This is a genomic window from Paenibacillus endophyticus, assembly GCF_014192395.1.
Classification (GTDB): domain Bacteria; phylum Bacillota; class Bacilli; order Paenibacillales; family Paenibacillaceae; genus Pristimantibacillus; species Pristimantibacillus endophyticus.
Genome location: NZ_JACHXW010000005.1, coordinates 377,139 through 394,968 on the forward strand (window position 1 = coordinate 377,139; position 17,830 = coordinate 394,968).

The window sequence follows — 17,830 nt, forward strand, 5'->3', positions numbered from 1 at the left end:
GCTTAACCTATAGCTTCTTGTCCTGAATACAATCTTTCATAAATTCGCAATAAGGAGTCTTTCCAGCGTTCAAATTCAAACCCTGCTGAATCTCATTCAACATAGCTCTTTCAGCTGTTTCTGCATCTTTCTTCGTCCTAAATCCACGTCGTTTTATGCGTCCTTGTCCGCCACTACTTCCAAGTTCGATTGTAAAATACCATAGCGCCCGCGCCCCAGCCTTTGACTTCGATCTCAAAGCGGTCATCCTTTTTATCGATCGCAGCCGTTATAACTTTCACTTCTGCCGGAACTTCAAAATACGGTTCACGGCGAGCTGCCAGCGTCTTCTCTTTAACACCTTTTTGTTTTGTCTCCCAAGGTTCACCGAGGACAGTATTTATAAAAAACTTAAGCTTGTCTATGCCTTCTCTTTTTGCAACAAAAAAAGCTTTCGCAACCTCGCGCCAATCTGACCACGGGCTGGAAAGCTGATTGATGTGGAAGCCGCGCCGGCTAGTGTGCTCTTTTCGAGCGATCCATGCACCCTCACCGTGCTTCCATTCCTTCTCTGTGCCAAGTACGCCGCAGTAAACACAGCGATGCTCAGCCTCTGTCACGACTATTTCGCCGCTTTCTGAAACATAATGCTCATATACGATGCCATCCTTTAAGCGCAGCGCCTGCAGCTCGTTGCAGTGCGGGCAAGGAAGGCACCATTGTTCCATTATGCTATCTTCGTAACTTATCAACTGGCGTTGAGACAAACAAATGACGCCGCTTGTGACGGAGCGTCTTCGTCCGCGCAGTCGCGAGTGAAATATGGTCACCCTCTTTACCTCCAGAAACAGGAAACCGATCCACTTCATCGCATAGCACAACCTGGACTGGCCTAGATGATAATCCAGATGGAGCATTTGCCCCTACGATCGTCACGTACCCACCAGGAAAGGACTTTTCTTCAATCGTGTTCCCACTGTCGCGAGATTTGGCGACACCGATCTTATTTCGAAGCAGCCATGTTCAACAAAACAGCCATCATAGCTAGACAAAACGGTGAAACGTATGACTTTGGCGGAGTGATCGAAAAACATGATGACCACACCGTCACGATTCTTGGAATGCACTATGTGAAAGCCGCTTGCGAATTTAAGATTCGCTAAGCGGCTCTTTTTTATCGAAATGACCTTTATACAAATCATCAAGTAGCTGGTTAATAACAATCTGCTTTGCGATACGCATAAGCGAAATATCTTCTTACTCGTCCTTGTTCTGTTCCAATTTAAGCTTAAGTTGATCGGCTCGATTCTCCAAATACTCAATCAACATTTGTCGATCAATGTTCAAGGCTTGCGCCCTCAATATCACGAATCATAAACCATTCACCATCAACCATGAACCGATTCTGTAGCTGATCCACGCGATCAACCACACCAGAGACTTCTAATTCCTCCGTCTCATGAAACATTAAAAGCTTGATCAGCTGCCGGTGCTTTAGGGATGCTTCAACGAGCTGCGAGATGATAGCCCATTCTTGCTCATCAAGCTGATGCGCTGTCGCTTCTTCTCTTCTTCTGCAAGTTGATTTATTCGCACCTTATGCTCAGGAAGCATCATCCTGCTGCTTTCCCACATTCCATTTCCATCGAGTTTTTTCCTCGATCCTGTCGTTATATAGAACACCGTCCCACATTAAATGATGTCCTTATTATATGCGAACAAACGTTCGATATTCAAGAGAAAAGAAATGACATTTGATGCAATTTACATCTGCACCTGAAGCATGCTATTTGTCAGTGCTATATACAGAGCATCTGTAAAAGAAAACAAATTGAAATACAATCCCATCAAATCTGAAATCAAACTATCTCACTTAAGGTCATTTTATTATTAGAAGTGATTGAAGGTTTTAACAACTTCATATGATCCCGGATCAAACTTTGCAATTTCTAATGCTTCTTGAAAAAATGGAAGTGGTCTTGGATCATCTCGCATTTCCAGATAAGCATCCATGCTTTCCCACTGCGCATACATAGTTACTTTAGTTCCATCCAAACTCCGATGCAGACTACTAGAGATAAAACCTGGTGCGTATTGAACTGACCCTTCAGTTGCTTGAGTAAGCAATTCCACTAGCCGTAATTGATTTTCAGGATCGACCGTAAACACATTGATAAAAGTTAAAACTTGATGATCCGGAGATATTTGTGTCATTTTAAAACTCCTTTATGTTTTATAAACGCTTTTTGATATGATTCCCTATTCATCTACACCTATGTGAAGGGTAGGGGTCACAGGTTCGAACCCTGTTCAGATCATTGAAATGACCCCCCACAATCCCCTTTACTATAAGGGATTGCAGGGGTTTTTCTATGTAATCGAGAACCAACGAATTATAGTATTCTAAAAAGAATGATACGAATTTGTTGCAACCATGCGGCACGAGCTATGAATGATATCCATCTTTTTTCATATCACATAAAAAGCAATTGCATCCAAACAAAAGCAGTATTCAGATAAAAAGCCCATTATCGGATAAATGCTTTGAAATCTCGAAATTATATACATATCAATGCATGATTCTCCATGATTATTTTTAGAATGAAAACGAGCTGCTTTCAACAAATCCGAGTCTCTGTTTCATCTTTTTAACAATCATTGCAACCATTCTTCGATACATAACGTCAAATAATTAGCTATAGCAAATAAAAAAATGAGGTGACCACATGAAAAAAAGATCCCTATTGATCGTAACCCTAGTTGCGATGATGCTTTTCACTCTGGGACAAACCGTTTGGGCATTCAAGGATGTGCAAAATGATCCGAATGAGCAAAAGATCGCGGAGCTTAAAAAGCTGGGCATACTAAGCGGCGATAAGCAGGATAAGTACAATCCAAAGGATAAGCTTACTTACGCCCAAGGCGTGTCATTGATTGTCAAAGGTTTGGATTTGAATATCGACCATATCCGCTTTATCAAAGCGCCAGAAGTAAAGGATTACTTTACGAATCTCAAAAATGATGCTTGGTACGCAGACGCATTTATCATCGCGAGTCTAAACGGCCTTGAAATACCAAAAACGGTAAAAGCCAATGATGTGATGACCCGTGAACAGTTCGCTCACCATTTGTTCAAAGCGATGCTTACGAAAGGCGACTATGCTTTCATTGAAATCTTCATGCTGCTTGAAGACGAAGCAGACGTAAATAAAGATTACATGGACAGCATTCAGAAGCTAATCATCAGCAAAGTGGTTACATTGGACAAATCCAATAAGTTCTATCCTAAGAAAGCCGTTACACGCAGCGAAGCAGCAGGCTGGCTATATGGTGCCATCCAATTCACAAAGGAGAATACGCCTATCCCAGAACAGCCTGAGCAGCCCCAGCAGCCCGCAATCGATCCTAAGCTAAACGTTACGGCCGTAAATGCTGACATCAACAAAGTAACCATTACCGCACAAATGCCGCATCCTGGATATGGACTGCGGATCGCTTCAATCGCTTTCGAAGGTGACCAAGCGATTATTCACCTAGAGACGGTGCTTCCGAATCCAGACACCATGTATCCACAAGTGATAACGGACGTTTCGATATCCACTTACATCGACAGCAAGCTCAAACCAGTACTGGCAGGCGGAAGTCAATCGTCTCCAGGATCATCTGGTTCAGCTAGTTCGGGTATCATCGCGCAATAACAAATTTAAAAAGGCTTCTCTGCTCTTCCGAACCTTGGTTCGAAGAAACGGAGAAGCCTTTTTTTTTATGTGTGAATGAGCTCAGACAACTTTGGAATTGACCAATCTATCGGTTCTCTCCCGACACTCTCAAGAAACGCATTAGCCCTCGAGAACGGCCTGCTCCCGAAAAATCCTTTGCGCGCCGCAAAGGGGCTTGGATGTGGGGAAGATATAATCAAATGCTTTTCCGTATTTATGGCAGCCGCTTTGGCCTCCGCATTTTTTCCCCAGAGAATGAACACAACCGGCTCTTCTCTCTCGTTTAAGGCGTCAATAACGGCATCGGTAAATTTCTCCCATCCCCATCCCTGATGTGTGTTCGGCTTCCCTGCTTCCACAGTAAGCACCGTATTCAGAAGCAGCACGCCTTGTCTGGCCCACGCTTCAAGACTTCCATGATCAGGCGCCTGTACGCCTAAGTCTGATTCCAGCTCTTTATAAATGTTCTTAAGTGAAGGCGGCACCTTCATACCCGGCTGCACAGAGAAGCTTAGCCCGTGTGCCTGCTGCGGTCCATGATAAGGGTCTTGTCCCAAGATCACCGCTTTTGTTTGTTCATAAGATGTAATATGTAGGGCATTGAATATTGCGGACTTTTCTGGATATACCGTTGTGCTCTCATACAAATCATCAAGCCTGTCAATCAGCTCGCGCATATAAGGCGCCCCAAGCTCACCATTTAACCGCTGTAGCCAACCATTGCTTAACTGTATCGACATTTTTAAACATCCCTTCCCGTACGCCTCAAACAAAAATCTCCTTCATGCGAACCTGATCACTCAGATCCAAACGAAGGAGCCTTCTTCAAGCTAATTATTTATATGATTAAGCAATATTTTAGCATAGTGGGGCAGCTTACTACAACAGCTTAAGCGGATGTGCAGCATCCGTGGATTGGCGTACGATAAGCTCTGTTCGAAGCGAAACGCGTTGATGGACCAGATCCCCATGTTCAAACTGCCTGAGAAGCAAATCGACAGCAGCTTCCCCCAATTGATTCATAGGCTGCGCTATCGAGGTCAACGGCGGATTAGTAACGGAAGCCAAGATGGTATTGTCAAAGCTGACAACGGATAACTCCGACGGCACGTGAACATTGGACTCCTTGGCTGCCTGCAGCGCTCCAACCGCGAGAAGATCATTGAAGCAAAATAGACCAGAAGGCCGATTTCCCCCTCTAAGCAGCTTCACGACTCGCGCCTTGCTATCCTCTAGAACATGGCCGCAAGCGATGATGCTGTCATCTGGAAGCGCATACCCAGCATCTTCAATGGCATCCTGAAAGCCTCGGAGCCTGTCCCTGCTGCTGCTAATGAGCAGGCTTTCGGCCAAGACTGCCATTCGCACATGTCCAAGGGCAAGCAAATGCTCAGCTGCGAGCCGTCCGCCCCGATAATCATCTGCAACTACAGTAGGAACATCCAATGGAGTAACCTCACGCCCAATAACGACGATTGGTATGATGGAGCGCAGCTCCTCCAGCATCGCATGATTTTCAAGACCCGTTCCGATAATTATGCCATCCACTTGTTTTTGCTTCAGAACGGTCATGTATCTCTCGATACGCTCATCCTTGTTATCCGTACTGCAGATGATGACGCAATAGCCAAATTGATGACCTCGATCCTCTACGGCACGGGCAACCTCGGCAAAGAAAGGATTCGCAATGTCCGGAATAAGCAGACCTAATGTGTAGGTATGCTTGCCCGTGAGAGCTGATGCGATCGCGCTTGGCTGATATTGAAGCCTCTGCATGATCGAAAGTATTTGATTGCGGCGCGCAGCGCTGATTTTCCCTTTGTCATTCATCACCTTGGAAACGGTTGCAATAGAAACGCCCGCTTCTCTAGCAATATCATAAATGGTTGCTTTCATTCACATTCCTCGCTCGCAAAAGTCGCTTTACCTCTATTATGCTCAGAGCTTCTGGAAATTGGCAATCATTTCTTTGTCCGTTATCGTTACGCCATTGGCATATGTCTATTATTATTCATATACTCCTTCATACGGCCAATCTCGACACCCGCAAGCATCATGATTCCTATGCCGTGATTATCATTAAGGACAGTTCTTAGATCGTACATATAGTAATCTGGGGAATATGAATATCGTGAGCCGCTGCAAACACCGTATACGTTGCCTTGCTTATCAATCGCACAACCCGTTAATCCCTGCCATGCTCGCAATGCTGTATCCCGATAATAATCTCGCCGCTTTAACCACCCGAATCTTACTCCGCGAGCCATTGCATAAGCAAACATCGCGGTACAAGATGCTTCCTCATAGGCATCCGAGCGGTTCAATACCTGCCGCCAAAGACCTGATTCGCTCTGCACGGCTGCAACGCCAGCGCACATCTCCTCGAAAAATGTCTCTAGCGCTGGCCGATCGCCATGATCAAGCGGAAGCCTTTCAAGCAGTTCCGATAAAGAAAATAAACACCAGCCATTGCCTCGTCCCCAAGGAACGAGAGTAGCTTTCCCGTATTTGAAATCGAATACATGAGACATTAATGCCTCATCCGACATGAACAAATAGCTTTTGTACAAAAGAAACTGTCTTGCAGCTTCATTCAACGGGGCGCTATTGCCTGTTGCAGCTGCATATCGAATTAAAAAAGGCGCACTCATATACAAGTCATCCGCCCACATCGTATTTGCCGAATAATCGCCGTCGCATAGTCTGTAGAAGGCTCCGTCATCCTTGCGTTCCAGCTTTTGTAGCATAAAATCGGCTATTCGGTCTGCAATCCTCAGGAACGTTGCGTCTTCAGTCTGCCCGTACGCTTCTAGCATCGCGGAACCGAATGAACCGCAATTATCGAGCATGCGCATCATAACAAGCTGATGGTTCAGGGATGGGAACCCATAAGCTTCCTTGTCCCACATGGAATAATCATATAGATCCGTGCAGGTGCGAATATGGCTAAGCGTATACTCCATTAAATCTTTTCGCTCCAGCTCTTTTGCAGTTCTCAGAAGGCCGTACATTGTGACGCCGAGCGGATAATCCCAGCGTCCATAATTTGTCGCATTGCCCGTCGTCCATTTGTTGCTCAGCATCGCATTCTCATAATAAGGCCGAAGGCGTGTTTGCGGTGCGTCTACCGACCAATAGGTGCTTCCAGCAAGCTCTCCTTCTCCGTTAATCACGTTAAATAATTGTGAAGTTAAACAAACGTCAGACGGCAGCAGGTTCTGGTCGGGATCAAGCGGACCTGCGTACAGCCACGCACCGTCATAACCGTGGATATGGACCGGAGCTTGGAAATTGAGCGGGCCCCCTTCTTCTAGCTGCGCGCTTAACGCAAAGCCCCAGCCAGCAGTGCTGCTGATTGTATGCACAAGCAATTCGTTACTACCGGCGGAGGCTGTTGCTTTGATCGAGAATGCTCCCGCTTCCGCAAGCGATGCCACCAGATGTCCGTCCAGCCAAATTTGTGTAGAACCGCGGGTGCTGCCTTCTAGAAGAATCTCAGCATCCCCAGCAGGCAGGCATAGCGACGTCCAACCGTACGCGGCAGAACGACAGGAAGGAGTACCGAATATGCGCTCGCAATTAGACATCTCTAACTGTTCTGCTTCCCATCTCATACGTGGCAACCAGCTACGCTCGTCTCCCGCCTCCGTCCCGCTGAAGTCCATTATGCTGCCATCCTTCTGAACCAGTGATTCCAATACCGGCTCGGAGTATACCCAACCTGCACTTCCCTCCCGTTCAGCAAAGGGAGCCAAAACCTGCATAATGCGAACCTTCGCTTCATCTGCGCCGAAGCAGCAGCCAAATCCGGCAACGGTACAGCGCGCTTCAATCAACAAACGGTTCCACCCTTTGCGAAACAACAAAGGAATGACCGCTTGCGCCTTTGGCTTCAGCTCCTCCACAACGGATGATCGATAGATCATCTCTTCATTTAGAAACAGCTTCACTGGCCCAAATGGCTCAACGATACTATCAATGGAGCGTTCATCGTCGCTCCAGACTAATCCATAGACATAAGCATATTGCCCAATCCGAGCATCAGGCAGCTTCTCAGCCAAGTTCATTTCGTATAATCCTGCTTCAGTTTGCAGGATGCCCGCATGGGAGAACGTACGCATGGCAAACGGAACTGCGGGATTCGCTCCGACATAACGTCCTGCCAGCACCTCCAGTATCCGTTTGTCATCCTCGCCATACCAGTATCGGCTGCTCTCGCGTGCTTCAATATATGCGCTCATCCTATCAGCTCCCTATCAGCCGCTTCGTCTTCCTTCATTTTTTTAGGCGATAGCTTAATGTCAAAGGTTTTGCGGTATGGCGTCATCAAATTGACAATAAGCGCCTTACAGCCTGACGGTACGCTTGTATTTCTCAACGTTTTGACAAGATGTTCATGCGCCCCGCTATCCATTTCAATCCAATCGTCTCCAGCGGCATAATGGGCTGTTCCCTGCTTCCAGAAGTTGATATCGGCTTCAGGGACGATACCATCTCCGGTAAGCTTACCTTCTTCGCCAAATACAAATATAACCTGAGTCATCAAACTCTCCGGCTCGTCGCAGCTTATCGTAAGCTGCCAGCCAAGCTCGCTTTTCATAAGCTTTGCCTCGACATGATGCTGCTGCAAATGGGTGGTTTCTCTCAAATGATGCGGAAGCAAATACCATGGGCTTACTGGCGAGCTAGCCGATTGCGGCAAATCTTTTTTCTTAATAGGTCCGTAGTATCCTTTGGATTCAACAGCTGTCAATCGGTAGCCATGCTCCAACACTTCTAGATCGTTCATCTTGACAAACCCAGGCTCGAAAGAGGTTCCGATTTGTACAGCTAGCAGCCTCGCTTGACCATGCCGAAGCGCAAACATGGAGCTGGACTCTGTCATAACAGTTAAGCTCGTCTGTCCATCCCGTTCACGAGCGACCGGTGCGCCGAAATCAGGATGCAACCGGCTGTGATAGATGATGCCATGATGCCCGGCACCCTCCATCTCACCTAAATAACGTTCACGCTCAAAATCACGATTTACTACGACTCGGTAGTTCGTTAGAAGCTCTGCAGGCGGAATGGGTTGCTCGCGCAGCTCGGGTCGCAACAAATAGCTTATCATCGCGTTGTTAGGCAGCCATCCCGGATGCTTCAAAGTTTGACCGGCAAGCTCCGCAATCGCTTCAAAGTGAGGATCCTGATCGTGGACGGCCATTAACCTGCTGACGAGAAAATAGCTGTCCATCGTGAAGCTGTTGCCGAAATCCTGGCGTCCGGAATAATCTGTAACGACTTCGCCATTTGGATGGATCATATAAGCCATCATTTTCAAATTCCGACGAACCGGCTCAAGCAGCTCCTTTTTATCCAGAAGCTCAGCCGCATGAAATAACATCACATCGCTGACTGAATTGTAAATCCCGTTGCTGCGCTCGGTCCATTCGCCATCTTCCGTGCAATCCATTCCTTCTGCAAGCCATTCGTTCGCTCTCACCTTCAGCGCCTCGTTGCCAGACAGCTTATACAGGAATCCAAGTGCAGCGCTCAGTACCCAGCGGTGATTCGGCGTATGGCAGCCGCCTGTTAATAGCGCCGGTATTGTCCGCTCTAGAAATAGCAGCGTATTCGAGGCTGCTTTTTGCAGCGGCTCCCACTCATCCATCTTCAGCAGCTCATAAGCTTGAGCCAGCCCCACTACAACAAATGCTGTATCAGGCGGAGAATGCATATTCGTCCAGCCGGGAGAAATCGTACCGTCAGCATGCTGCGAACGAAGCATAAATTCACTTCCTAGCTCCAGCCTTAAAGCCAGCTCATTATTATGATAATATTTCGAATCCTTATTCACGAGAGCCGCAATCCACAGTGCCATAATCATTGGAGTGCCGCCATGGCTTGGCCAAGCAATCCCATTCTCCGAATCTGCTACACCGCCATAATAGCGGCTCGTTGAATCCATAATTTGGCGTCCAGCGCCTTCTTGCGCCCATTCGTCATTAATCTTTACTAGCGTGCTATACATCCGCGTCATTCCTTCCATCTCATATGATCCCGATTACAACTGTCTATCCCTTAACCGCGCCTAGCATTACACCGCTTACAAAGTAACGCTGCAGCCATGGGTATACGATAAGAATCGGCACTGTCGCGAATATAACGCTTGCGGCTTTCAAGCTTTCAGGCACGACCGTAGCCATTTGCGAGCCTTCCATCTGTATGAGCTCACTGACCATATTGTTCTGAATAAGCTGGTACAGCTTGAGCTGAAGCGGATAAAGCGACGGGCTATTGATATACATGAGCGTATCCGTAAACCCATTCCAACGCCCTACGGCATAGAACAAGCTGAGCGTCGTAATGACAGGCAGCGACAATGGTATCATAATGCTCAGCAAAGTCCGGAAATGGCTGCTGCCATCGATTTCGGCCGATTCCTCCAAACTTTCAGGGATGTTATTGAAGAAAGAAATCAGAATAATCAGATAAAAAGGATTAACAAGTCCCGGCAGCACGAGCGCCCATATGGAATCAAGCAATCCCAAATTTTTGATCAAAATGTATTCAGGAATGATACCGCCGCTGAAAAACATCGTAATGACAACAACAAACATAAACAGTTTACGGCCCTTCAGTTTCTTTTTCGCCAAAGGATATCCCATAGCGATTGTCAAAACCATGCACATAACGGTGAAAATCACAGTTAGCAGGATTGTGAAGAAAAGGGAGCGAATCATCGCAGGATCTGTAAAAACCTTCGTATAGGCTTCAAAATTCAAATCGATTGGAATTAAGCTTACTAGGCCAGCTTGAATGGGTTTAACCGAGCTTAGCGAGATTGCCAATATATGAAGAAATGGAGCCAGACAAATCAGTGTGCACAAGAATAACACTATAAAATTAATCGTATCAAATACACGGTTAGCGGTTTGTTCTCTCATAACGTCCGCTCCTTTCAAATAGTCGCATGCTAGAATTGAACGCATATTGCGAAAAAATTACAGGATGCTCTCATCCGTTAGTTTCTTGGAAACATAATTGGAGCCGAGTACAAAAACGAGACCTACAACAGCTTGGAATAAGCCTATTACCGTTGCCAACGTATACTGCCCGGACTGAATGCCAATCCGATAGACAAACGTACTTAACACATCTGAATACTCCCGAACCGCTAAGTTCCCAATGACATATGGTCGTTCAAATCCGATCGAAATCATATGCCCGAGGTTGATAATGAGCAAAACAATAATCGTAGGCTTGAGACCCGGAAGCGTAATATGCCAAATTCGTTTCAGCCTTCCCGCTCCATCAATTCCTGCCGCTTCGAATAGCTCCTTATTAATGCCTGTGAGCGCGGCCAAATAAATAATCGTTCCCCAGCCGGCGCTTTGCCACACGCCAACAAGCAAATAGGTAATGAGCCAATCATTTTTATCTGTTAGAAACGGAATCGCATCTACACCGAAAGAAGACAATATATTATTAATCATGCCGGATTGTGTACCGAATACTTGATAGACGATTCCGCCAATAATGACCCAAGAAATAAAATGCGGAATATAAAGAATCGTCTGAGACAGCTTTTTGAACCAAGCCGTTTTCAATTCATACAGCATGATCGCCAATATAAGCGGAGCCGGAAATGATACGATCAAATCAAGGAAATTCAACATTAGCGTATTACGCAGCGTTAAATAGAAATCACGCATGGCGAATACCTCTTTAAACGCCTCGAAACCAATCCATTCACTGCCATTGATGCCTTGGAATAAATTGAAATCCTTAAATGCAATTTGTATGCCGTATATTGGTCCGTATTTGAAAATAATGAAATATGACAGCGGCAATACAAGCAGCGCATATAGCTGCCAATATCTGCGAAAATAAACACCCATGCTCACAGCGGTCGCCTCCTCTTTTGAATAGGAGCCTGTGCAGGAATTCAGCATGAGCCGATTCCTGCACATGTTCCAACTTGTTCGCTTTATTTCGATTTCATTTCATTGTAAGCTGCAATTCTCTCGTCCAAAATCGCTTGACCGCCGCTAGCCATGTAATCTTTAAGCATCGTTGTGTAGATGCTCTCGAACTGGTCCGGTTTCGCCATTGTCGTTTTTACAATAATCTCATTGAACTTATCGAGCAAAGTTGTAGCATATTTGGTTTGTGCTTCAATTGGTCTGTCCAGCATGACAAGTGGGATAGTATCCGCGTATGCAATCTCTTGTGCAATCGCAAGCTGTTCTTGGAATTGCTTGGGCATCGAAAGGGCTCTTGCTTGGAGATTTTTCTCAAGGCTGCCAAGCTGTTTACCATTGGATATGATCGCCAAATCACCTGAATTGAACAAGCGGTTTTTGGCCTCTTCTGTCGGGTTCTCATTGGCTACTGGAATACCGTCCACCAACGAATAGTTTTCATCCAATACACCATTTTGGAGATTGAACAAATTGTCATCTGAAGCCATCCAATTCAGATATTTAACCGCTTCTACTGCATTTTTGCTAGACTTCGGAACCATAATGTAAAGACCGTTTGGTGCGTACTGCGGTTTAGCATGCTTGCCTTGGTCATTCGTATACACATCAACCGCTGAAAGCACAGCACCTTCTACCGTTTTTTGCAGCAAATCATAGGTTCCGTCTTTATAGTAGATGTTAATGTCATCTTCGCTGAAGAAACCTACTTTACCCGTTTGAATATCTTCGCTCATTTTCTTTTTGTCTTTATCTAGTCCAAAATCTTTGCTGATTAGGCCTTCGTTGTACAGCTTATTCATAAATTGAAGCCCATCCTTGAAGCCTGGCAGCAGGATTGGATAATCATTCGATCCAAGCTGCTGGGTAAGCGTATATTGCTGCTCTTCTGTCATCGTCTGAATGAATGACCAGAGCAAAGGCTCATACTGTGCAGATGCGATCGTCATGCCAAGCGGAATAACTTGTCCGCCCGTTTGCCCAGGGTCTTTTTCTTTGAATGCTTTCAACGTTTCATAAAGCTCGGCTGTTGTTTGTGGAACTGGCATGTTTAGCTTGGTCAGCCAATCCTCACGTATAAAGGAAGCATATTTGCCTGTATTGGAGCGTTTAGCCGGAATCGCATATTGTGTACCTTCAAATTTGCCATACTGGAGTACTTCATCACCTAAAAATGTTTTCAATGTTTGTCCGTGCGCTTCAAGCAATGGACCTAAGTCAGTAAGTCCACCTTGTTTGGCATAACGGTTGAACGTATTCGGATCATAAGTAAACACAATATCCGGAACATCACTTCCGCTAGCCATCAATACGTTAAGCTTCGCTACTTCTTCGGAACGCGGTACAGGTACGTATTCGACTTTCACATTGTTGGTATCTCCGAATTTCTCTTGAACCAATTTCGATAAGTAGTTTTCTGTGATCGTAGAACCAGCTGGGGCGTTGCCCCGATCGAAAATCTCTACTTTAAGCGTAACCTTTTTACCTTCTGCCGCTTTACCATTGTTACTGCCGTTTGCTGCCGGCTCTGATTTAGATGAGCATGCCGTGAATACCATGGTGCTAACTACTAATAAAGCAAGCATTGATGTTTTCGAAGCAATGAACCGTTTCTTTGTTGTGATTCCAGTCATCGTTCCAACCCCTTCATCCTATCGAGTAGTTTTCAATCCGGGCTGCAGGGATTGTTAGGCAGCGCTTTCATTCCCTTGCTTGCAGTCCGTATCGGAATGACCAAAGTATGCCATGCCATTCGAACAGTCTGCAATAAACTAGTTTCTTAATCATAAACCTCAGCAAAAATTCCCACATTATGGATTGTTAAACTTTGCTCGCATACTAAACATTTTTCACAAACCCGCGTTGTTACTGGGTTTTCCGGGTTTTAACTTCAATCTTCTAAAGTCCCCCGGCGTTACACCGCTTACTTTCTTAAATACGCGTCCGAATGTAATCGAATTGGCATAACCAACTTGCAGAGCAATGCTCTGCACGGAATCCTCCGTTTCTGCGAGCAGCACTTCCGCGTGTTCCATACGGAGCTGTACGATGAAATCCACAAACTTCATATTGAATTCTTCTTTAAAGAGATAACTTGCGTATTTTCCCGAGATATGAAAACGATCGCTCAAATGCTTCAAGGAAAGATCTGGATTCGCAAAATTTTGTTCGATATACGTTTTCATTTCGGTAATCATCGCATGATGGTTTTTCGTTTCACAGAAAGCAACATAATGATGGTACAGCTCCGTTAGATGATCCAAAACCAAGCCATTCAGCTCCGTGAGTGACATGGTATGATCAACGTTCTGTTTCCATCTCTCCGCGCTTTCAGCTGTAAAATGCTCATGCAATACTTCTGCAACACTGCTTAGCTCCGTACCTAACATATCCATTAAGGTCTGAAGCAGCATCCTCACATCTTCATCCTTTAAACAATCCGCTTCCAATGACTTGAACAGCTTCTCCAAATGCTCGCGCCAGTTGCCTGTCGACAATCTAAATTCCCGTACCAAATCAGCTGCCATTTGCAAATATTTATACGACATGTTACCAGCTTGTCCCGGCAGATCATCACTCATTACAACTGCATCCTTGTTAAGCGATAGTTTATGAAGCATCGCATCCACTGCCGCTTGATAAGAAACATGAATCGGTGCCCAATCCTCTACTATTGGGCCTATCCCAAAGGTTAATGCCATCCTTAGATTATCTGATACCCAAACGCCGCCTTTTTCTGCAAATCGACGAATATGCTCTTTTAGTTCCAGCTTTTCATTGTCAGCTCCGACTATGATGCCCATCCGGCTCTCGCCGATCCATTCTGCCCAGGCAAACATTCCCTCATCCTGAGCGAGCTCTTGCAGCACATTAGACAAAGCAAATTTAAGTGTATGCTGATCCATGACAGAAAAACCGCTGCTGAAATGTCCATACTGACCAATTTCAACGACGATAAATGAAAATTGCCCTAGCTTTGTTCCTGCTGATAGCAGCTTCAACTTCAGAATTCTTTCTTCAGCGCTGGCTGCTCCTTCCCCTCGAATAAGGTCAAAAAAGAGCTGCCTTCTACCCGCCAAAATATGATCCTGCTGCTGTTTTTCGAAATCGGACGCTTGCTGAATCAAATTCTCGAGCGTATGGTCGATCAATGACAGCTCGTCCATCTTCCCAGCGCCCATCCCTTCGCTTCGAAGCTGAATTGATTCAATCCTATTCATCATTAAACGGATAGGCTTGTAGTTTTTTCGTGTTATATACAAAATATAAATAATGGCAAACAGTACCGTCAGCACACCGATGACGACCCACACGTAAGAAATGACCGAAACCCACAAAAAGAGCTGTCCCGCTTTTATGCCGCTTTCGAAGGTCCATCCTAGGACTCCCATATCAACATGGTTAAGAACTTTGCCGCCTTCTTCACCTGGAGACATGGTTGAGAATAGTAATTGACCATCCTTGTCTCGGATATGCAAAAACGTAACTGAGTCATTTTTCATGGATTGAATCAATCGTTCGACGGCATAGAAATTAACGTTAATGACAACAAGACCATCCGTTCCAAAGGGCAGCGGCTCACGCTTGTACATAGAGATGACTTTTTTGTCGGTTTCCATACTCAACTCATGATAAGGACGAATGGCGGACCAGCCTTGATATGATGATTGCTCAAGTGCTTGCTCTAGAAACTTCTTGTCTGCAAAATCATCCCAAGACACAAGCCCAATTCGCGTCAATACCTGTTTATCCTTGATACGATACACATACATGGAATCGATTAAGCTGTCGTTGGCAATTAATCCACGCATACTATCTACAACCTCAAAGGTGACATCATGATTTTCCGATGTCCGCTCAACATTCATAAATTGACGGTAATAGTTGTTCTTTTCAATTTCCTCCAATACGTCCGTTTCAATTCCTCTCAAGGATCTTGATAAAGTATCTATAATATAGCCTGTAGATATGCGGTCAGCTTTGACCGTTTCATTATTCGAGAGTTCATTAACCATCAAGAAAGATAAAAAGGTCAGCATCGTTATCGTGAATAAAAAAATAGGGAAATACGAAAGCAGCATTCGGCGGTACCAGCTTTTTTTCATAACAATCGCTCCTCATATTGGCTTACCGGCAATCAGTCAAAGTTCTATAAAATAATGATTCCATTATCTTTATCATCGTAGGGTAAGCGCTTTCTCTATTCATTCTAAAAGATTCATTCTAGCAAAGCAATCATTTAGACTTGCTAATTAAACAAACGAATAGCCAGAGCCAGGCACCTGTTATCGATGACTTGCTCTGGCTATTTGGTTTCATAAACGTTTCAACCTTAGTTCTGCTGCTTGTCAAACCAATTATAGAAATATTGATTCATATATTGACCGGCCAGCAGGAACGGCAGTGTATCTTCTTCCTGAAATGACTCTTTCCCTTGGATCGTAAAATACAACCACAAGGCCAGCCCTTCAGCAAAAGCGCCTGAGTGATAATCCGTTCCATTCAGAAGCTTAGCGATTGCTGCCATACAGTCCTCAAATAAGGCTTCGCTTGCAGGATAGAGTGCTTGTAGCTTTAAATGAAGATACGAATAAACGTAAGGAAATTCCTTGCTCCCTGCCAAGGCTGTGCTGAATAGAGCGGTCGAGACCGCTGCAGTCATGATGCAGACCTTCCACTGCTCCGCATGCTCCTTGAGCGAAGCATCCTCTGGAAAGCGCTCAAGGAGGTCATTGTAAAGCGTATCCTTTATGGAGAAAATCTCTGCATATAAACGACGCGAGTTTTGTTTAAGCGAAGCTTCTCCGTTTTTGCGATCGATCATATCATTCCCCGCCTTCCATTGCTTTGGCGACGTTCCGTCTACTCTAGTTTACTTCATTTAAATTCAAGAAAGCAAAAGTAGAACGAATTACAAACAAAAAAAGCTCACCGCAACTGCTTGCAGCAAGCTCTCTCTTTGCCTTAATCTGCAGAAACGACTTCTGTCCCTGCAATAAAATCATGAATGGCCCGCTTATCCTCGCGCAGTCCAACCATAAAGGCACTGATAATGACTGCTATTCCTAGCGTTAATGAATAAATAAGTCCGCTAACAACATTCCGAAGTAGCATCGTACCGATCCCGGGGCTAGAACCGTCCAGCTTGCGAATGCGGATGCCGCATATCCGTTTGCCAATGGTGTACCCGTTCCAGAAAACCGGAAGCAGCAGGGTGTACAGGAATGATAAGATATCCGTGAAATACTCTCTACCCTCAAGGCCTCCTGTAATGAGCAAAGAAATAATAAACAGCGGCACACCGACAATCAAACCGTCTAACAAGGAAGCGCCTAACCGAATCCAGAAGCCAGCGTTCATGCTTGCACCCCTTCCTGCAGCCTCAATAAATAAGAAACGCCCATAGATCTAGATATATGATCAAGAATGCCGGATAATGACCACCCGCGTGGCCGTTAAGAGTCGAATAGGGGCATGTATGGTTCTCTGCGACAACGTCAAATCGCTAGGCTTGAATAGAATGTCTCACAATGGTTTAAAATCTATGAGAAGACAATTAAACGAATGGTTTCTCATAGGAGGCTCAAAGCATATGAACGCTGCATGGAAAAAGTTAATAGAGAAAGCCTATCATTATCCCAGTACGAGACAGCGTTTATTAAGCAAGGGCAACATGTACCTTTATTGCGATTACTCCGGATTCACAGCTAGCCATAATCACGGTGCAGCCTGCTGTATCATTCATAATCGGCAATTTGAAATCACATCTAAACAGCTTCCTATTAAACGAGATGAAGGCTCCATATATGGAGAGCTGCTAGCAATCGTGCACAGTCTTGATATGCTTGCAATAGCTTTGGCTAAGCATAAACCGAAGCTCGCCGTCATATACACCGACTGCAGCCGAATCCAGCAGCTCCTTGCAAGCAGCTATTTCCCCAATCCGTTTTTCAGACTGGCTCGTGATCAAATATTGTCTGCTATCGAGCAGCTGCAAGTCTCCTATCCAAGCGTAGACGTGAACATAACTTATATGGGCAAACATAAAAAGAACAATCCGCTGCATAGGCTAGCCCATAATGCAGCGCGGCTGGCTGCCCAAGCAAGCTCAGACATGAAGAAAGAGCCAACGATGGATTTCGCAGGCTCTTTCGAATGAGATTTGCATGA

The 17,830-nt window shown here is 45.3% G+C and carries 16 protein-coding genes and 1 pseudogene; 2 read left to right on the plus strand and 15 right to left on the minus strand.

Annotated features, from left to right (window positions below):
* Positions 1-7 precede the first annotated feature (7 nt).
* From FHS16_RS32590 to FHS16_RS11495, 5 genes and pseudogenes are all read right to left on the minus strand, one after another.
* Positions 8-247, minus strand: coding sequence for an Arm DNA-binding domain-containing protein (locus tag FHS16_RS32590; RefSeq protein ID WP_376769662.1), 240 nt, complete (start codon positions 245-247; stop codon positions 8-10).
* A complete protein-coding gene (locus tag FHS16_RS11485) occupies positions 174-599 on the minus strand; it encodes a terminase gpA endonuclease subunit (RefSeq protein WP_376769664.1) in 426 nt (141 codons plus the stop codon). Before FHS16_RS11485 ends, FHS16_RS32590 begins: the two co-directional genes overlap by 74 nt.
* A pseudogene (locus FHS16_RS32595) lies at positions 579-996 on the minus strand (phage terminase large subunit family protein); the annotation flags it as partial. The pseudogene FHS16_RS32595 and the gene FHS16_RS11485, both read right to left, overlap by 21 nt.
* Before the next feature lie 319 nt (positions 997-1,315).
* Positions 1,316-1,504 carry a hypothetical protein gene (locus FHS16_RS31700; RefSeq protein ID WP_312890858.1) on the minus strand — a complete coding sequence of 63 codons (189 nt, stop codon included), beginning with the start codon at positions 1,502-1,504 and terminating at the stop codon, positions 1,316-1,318.
* A gap of 365 nt (positions 1,505-1,869) precedes the next feature.
* The gene (locus FHS16_RS11495) at positions 1,870-2,193 is read right to left on the minus strand and encodes an antibiotic biosynthesis monooxygenase family protein (RefSeq protein WP_183562058.1); all 324 of its coding nucleotides are present in this window, start codon (positions 2,191-2,193) and stop codon (positions 1,870-1,872) included.
* Positions 2,194-2,705: 512 nt separating this feature from the next.
* Here FHS16_RS11495 and FHS16_RS11500 point away from each other — a divergent pair.
* Positions 2,706-3,677 (plus strand): S-layer homology domain-containing protein, encoded by a 972-nt coding sequence (locus FHS16_RS11500; RefSeq protein ID WP_183562060.1) that lies wholly within the window; start codon positions 2,706-2,708, stop codon positions 3,675-3,677.
* Between the two features lie 65 nt (positions 3,678-3,742).
* Here the strand turns inward: FHS16_RS11500 and FHS16_RS11505 are convergent, their stop codons facing one another.
* From FHS16_RS11505 to FHS16_RS11550, 10 genes are all read right to left on the minus strand, one after another.
* Positions 3,743-4,438 carry a uracil-DNA glycosylase gene (locus tag FHS16_RS11505; RefSeq protein WP_183562062.1) on the minus strand — a complete coding sequence of 232 codons (696 nt, stop codon included), beginning with the start codon at positions 4,436-4,438 and terminating at the stop codon, positions 3,743-3,745.
* Positions 4,439-4,577: 139 nt separating this feature from the next.
* A complete protein-coding gene (locus FHS16_RS11510; protein ID WP_183562064.1) occupies positions 4,578-5,594 on the minus strand; it encodes a LacI family DNA-binding transcriptional regulator in 1,017 nt (338 codons plus the stop codon).
* A gap of 86 nt (positions 5,595-5,680) precedes the next feature.
* The gene (locus FHS16_RS11515) at positions 5,681-7,939 is read right to left on the minus strand and encodes a glycoside hydrolase family 88/105 protein (protein WP_183562066.1); all 2,259 of its coding nucleotides are present in this window, start codon (positions 7,937-7,939) and stop codon (positions 5,681-5,683) included.
* The gene (locus FHS16_RS11520) at positions 7,936-9,726 is read right to left on the minus strand and encodes a hypothetical protein (protein WP_312890851.1); all 1,791 of its coding nucleotides are present in this window, start codon (positions 9,724-9,726) and stop codon (positions 7,936-7,938) included. Before FHS16_RS11520 ends, FHS16_RS11515 begins: the two co-directional genes overlap by 4 nt.
* A 25-nt stretch (positions 9,727-9,751) precedes the next feature.
* Entirely contained in the window at positions 9,752-10,624 is an 873-nt protein-coding gene (locus tag FHS16_RS11525) for a carbohydrate ABC transporter permease (RefSeq protein ID WP_183562068.1), read from the minus strand.
* Between the two features lie 57 nt (positions 10,625-10,681).
* Positions 10,682-11,578: an ABC transporter permease gene (locus FHS16_RS11530; RefSeq protein WP_183562172.1), complete on the minus strand. Its 897-nt coding sequence runs from the start codon at positions 11,576-11,578 to the stop codon at positions 10,682-10,684.
* Between the two features lie 89 nt (positions 11,579-11,667).
* The gene (locus FHS16_RS11535) at positions 11,668-13,293 is read right to left on the minus strand and encodes an extracellular solute-binding protein (RefSeq protein ID WP_183562070.1); all 1,626 of its coding nucleotides are present in this window, start codon (positions 13,291-13,293) and stop codon (positions 11,668-11,670) included.
* Positions 13,294-13,509: 216 nt separating this feature from the next.
* Positions 13,510-15,765, minus strand: coding sequence for a helix-turn-helix domain-containing protein (locus FHS16_RS11540; protein ID WP_183562072.1), 2,256 nt, complete (start codon positions 15,763-15,765; stop codon positions 13,510-13,512).
* A gap of 227 nt (positions 15,766-15,992) precedes the next feature.
* Entirely contained in the window at positions 15,993-16,484 is a 492-nt protein-coding gene (locus tag FHS16_RS11545) for a hypothetical protein (RefSeq protein WP_183562075.1), read from the minus strand.
* 140 nt (positions 16,485-16,624) lie between these two features.
* Positions 16,625-17,020, minus strand: a complete 396-nt coding sequence (locus tag FHS16_RS11550) for an RDD family protein (RefSeq protein ID WP_183562077.1) — start codon at positions 17,018-17,020, stop codon at positions 16,625-16,627.
* 232 nt (positions 17,021-17,252) lie between these two features.
* Here FHS16_RS11550 and FHS16_RS11555 point away from each other — a divergent pair, with 232 nt between their 5' ends.
* Positions 17,253-17,819 (plus strand): hypothetical protein, encoded by a 567-nt coding sequence (locus tag FHS16_RS11555; RefSeq protein WP_183562079.1) that lies wholly within the window; start codon positions 17,253-17,255, stop codon positions 17,817-17,819.
* Positions 17,820-17,830: the final 11 nt, after the last annotated feature.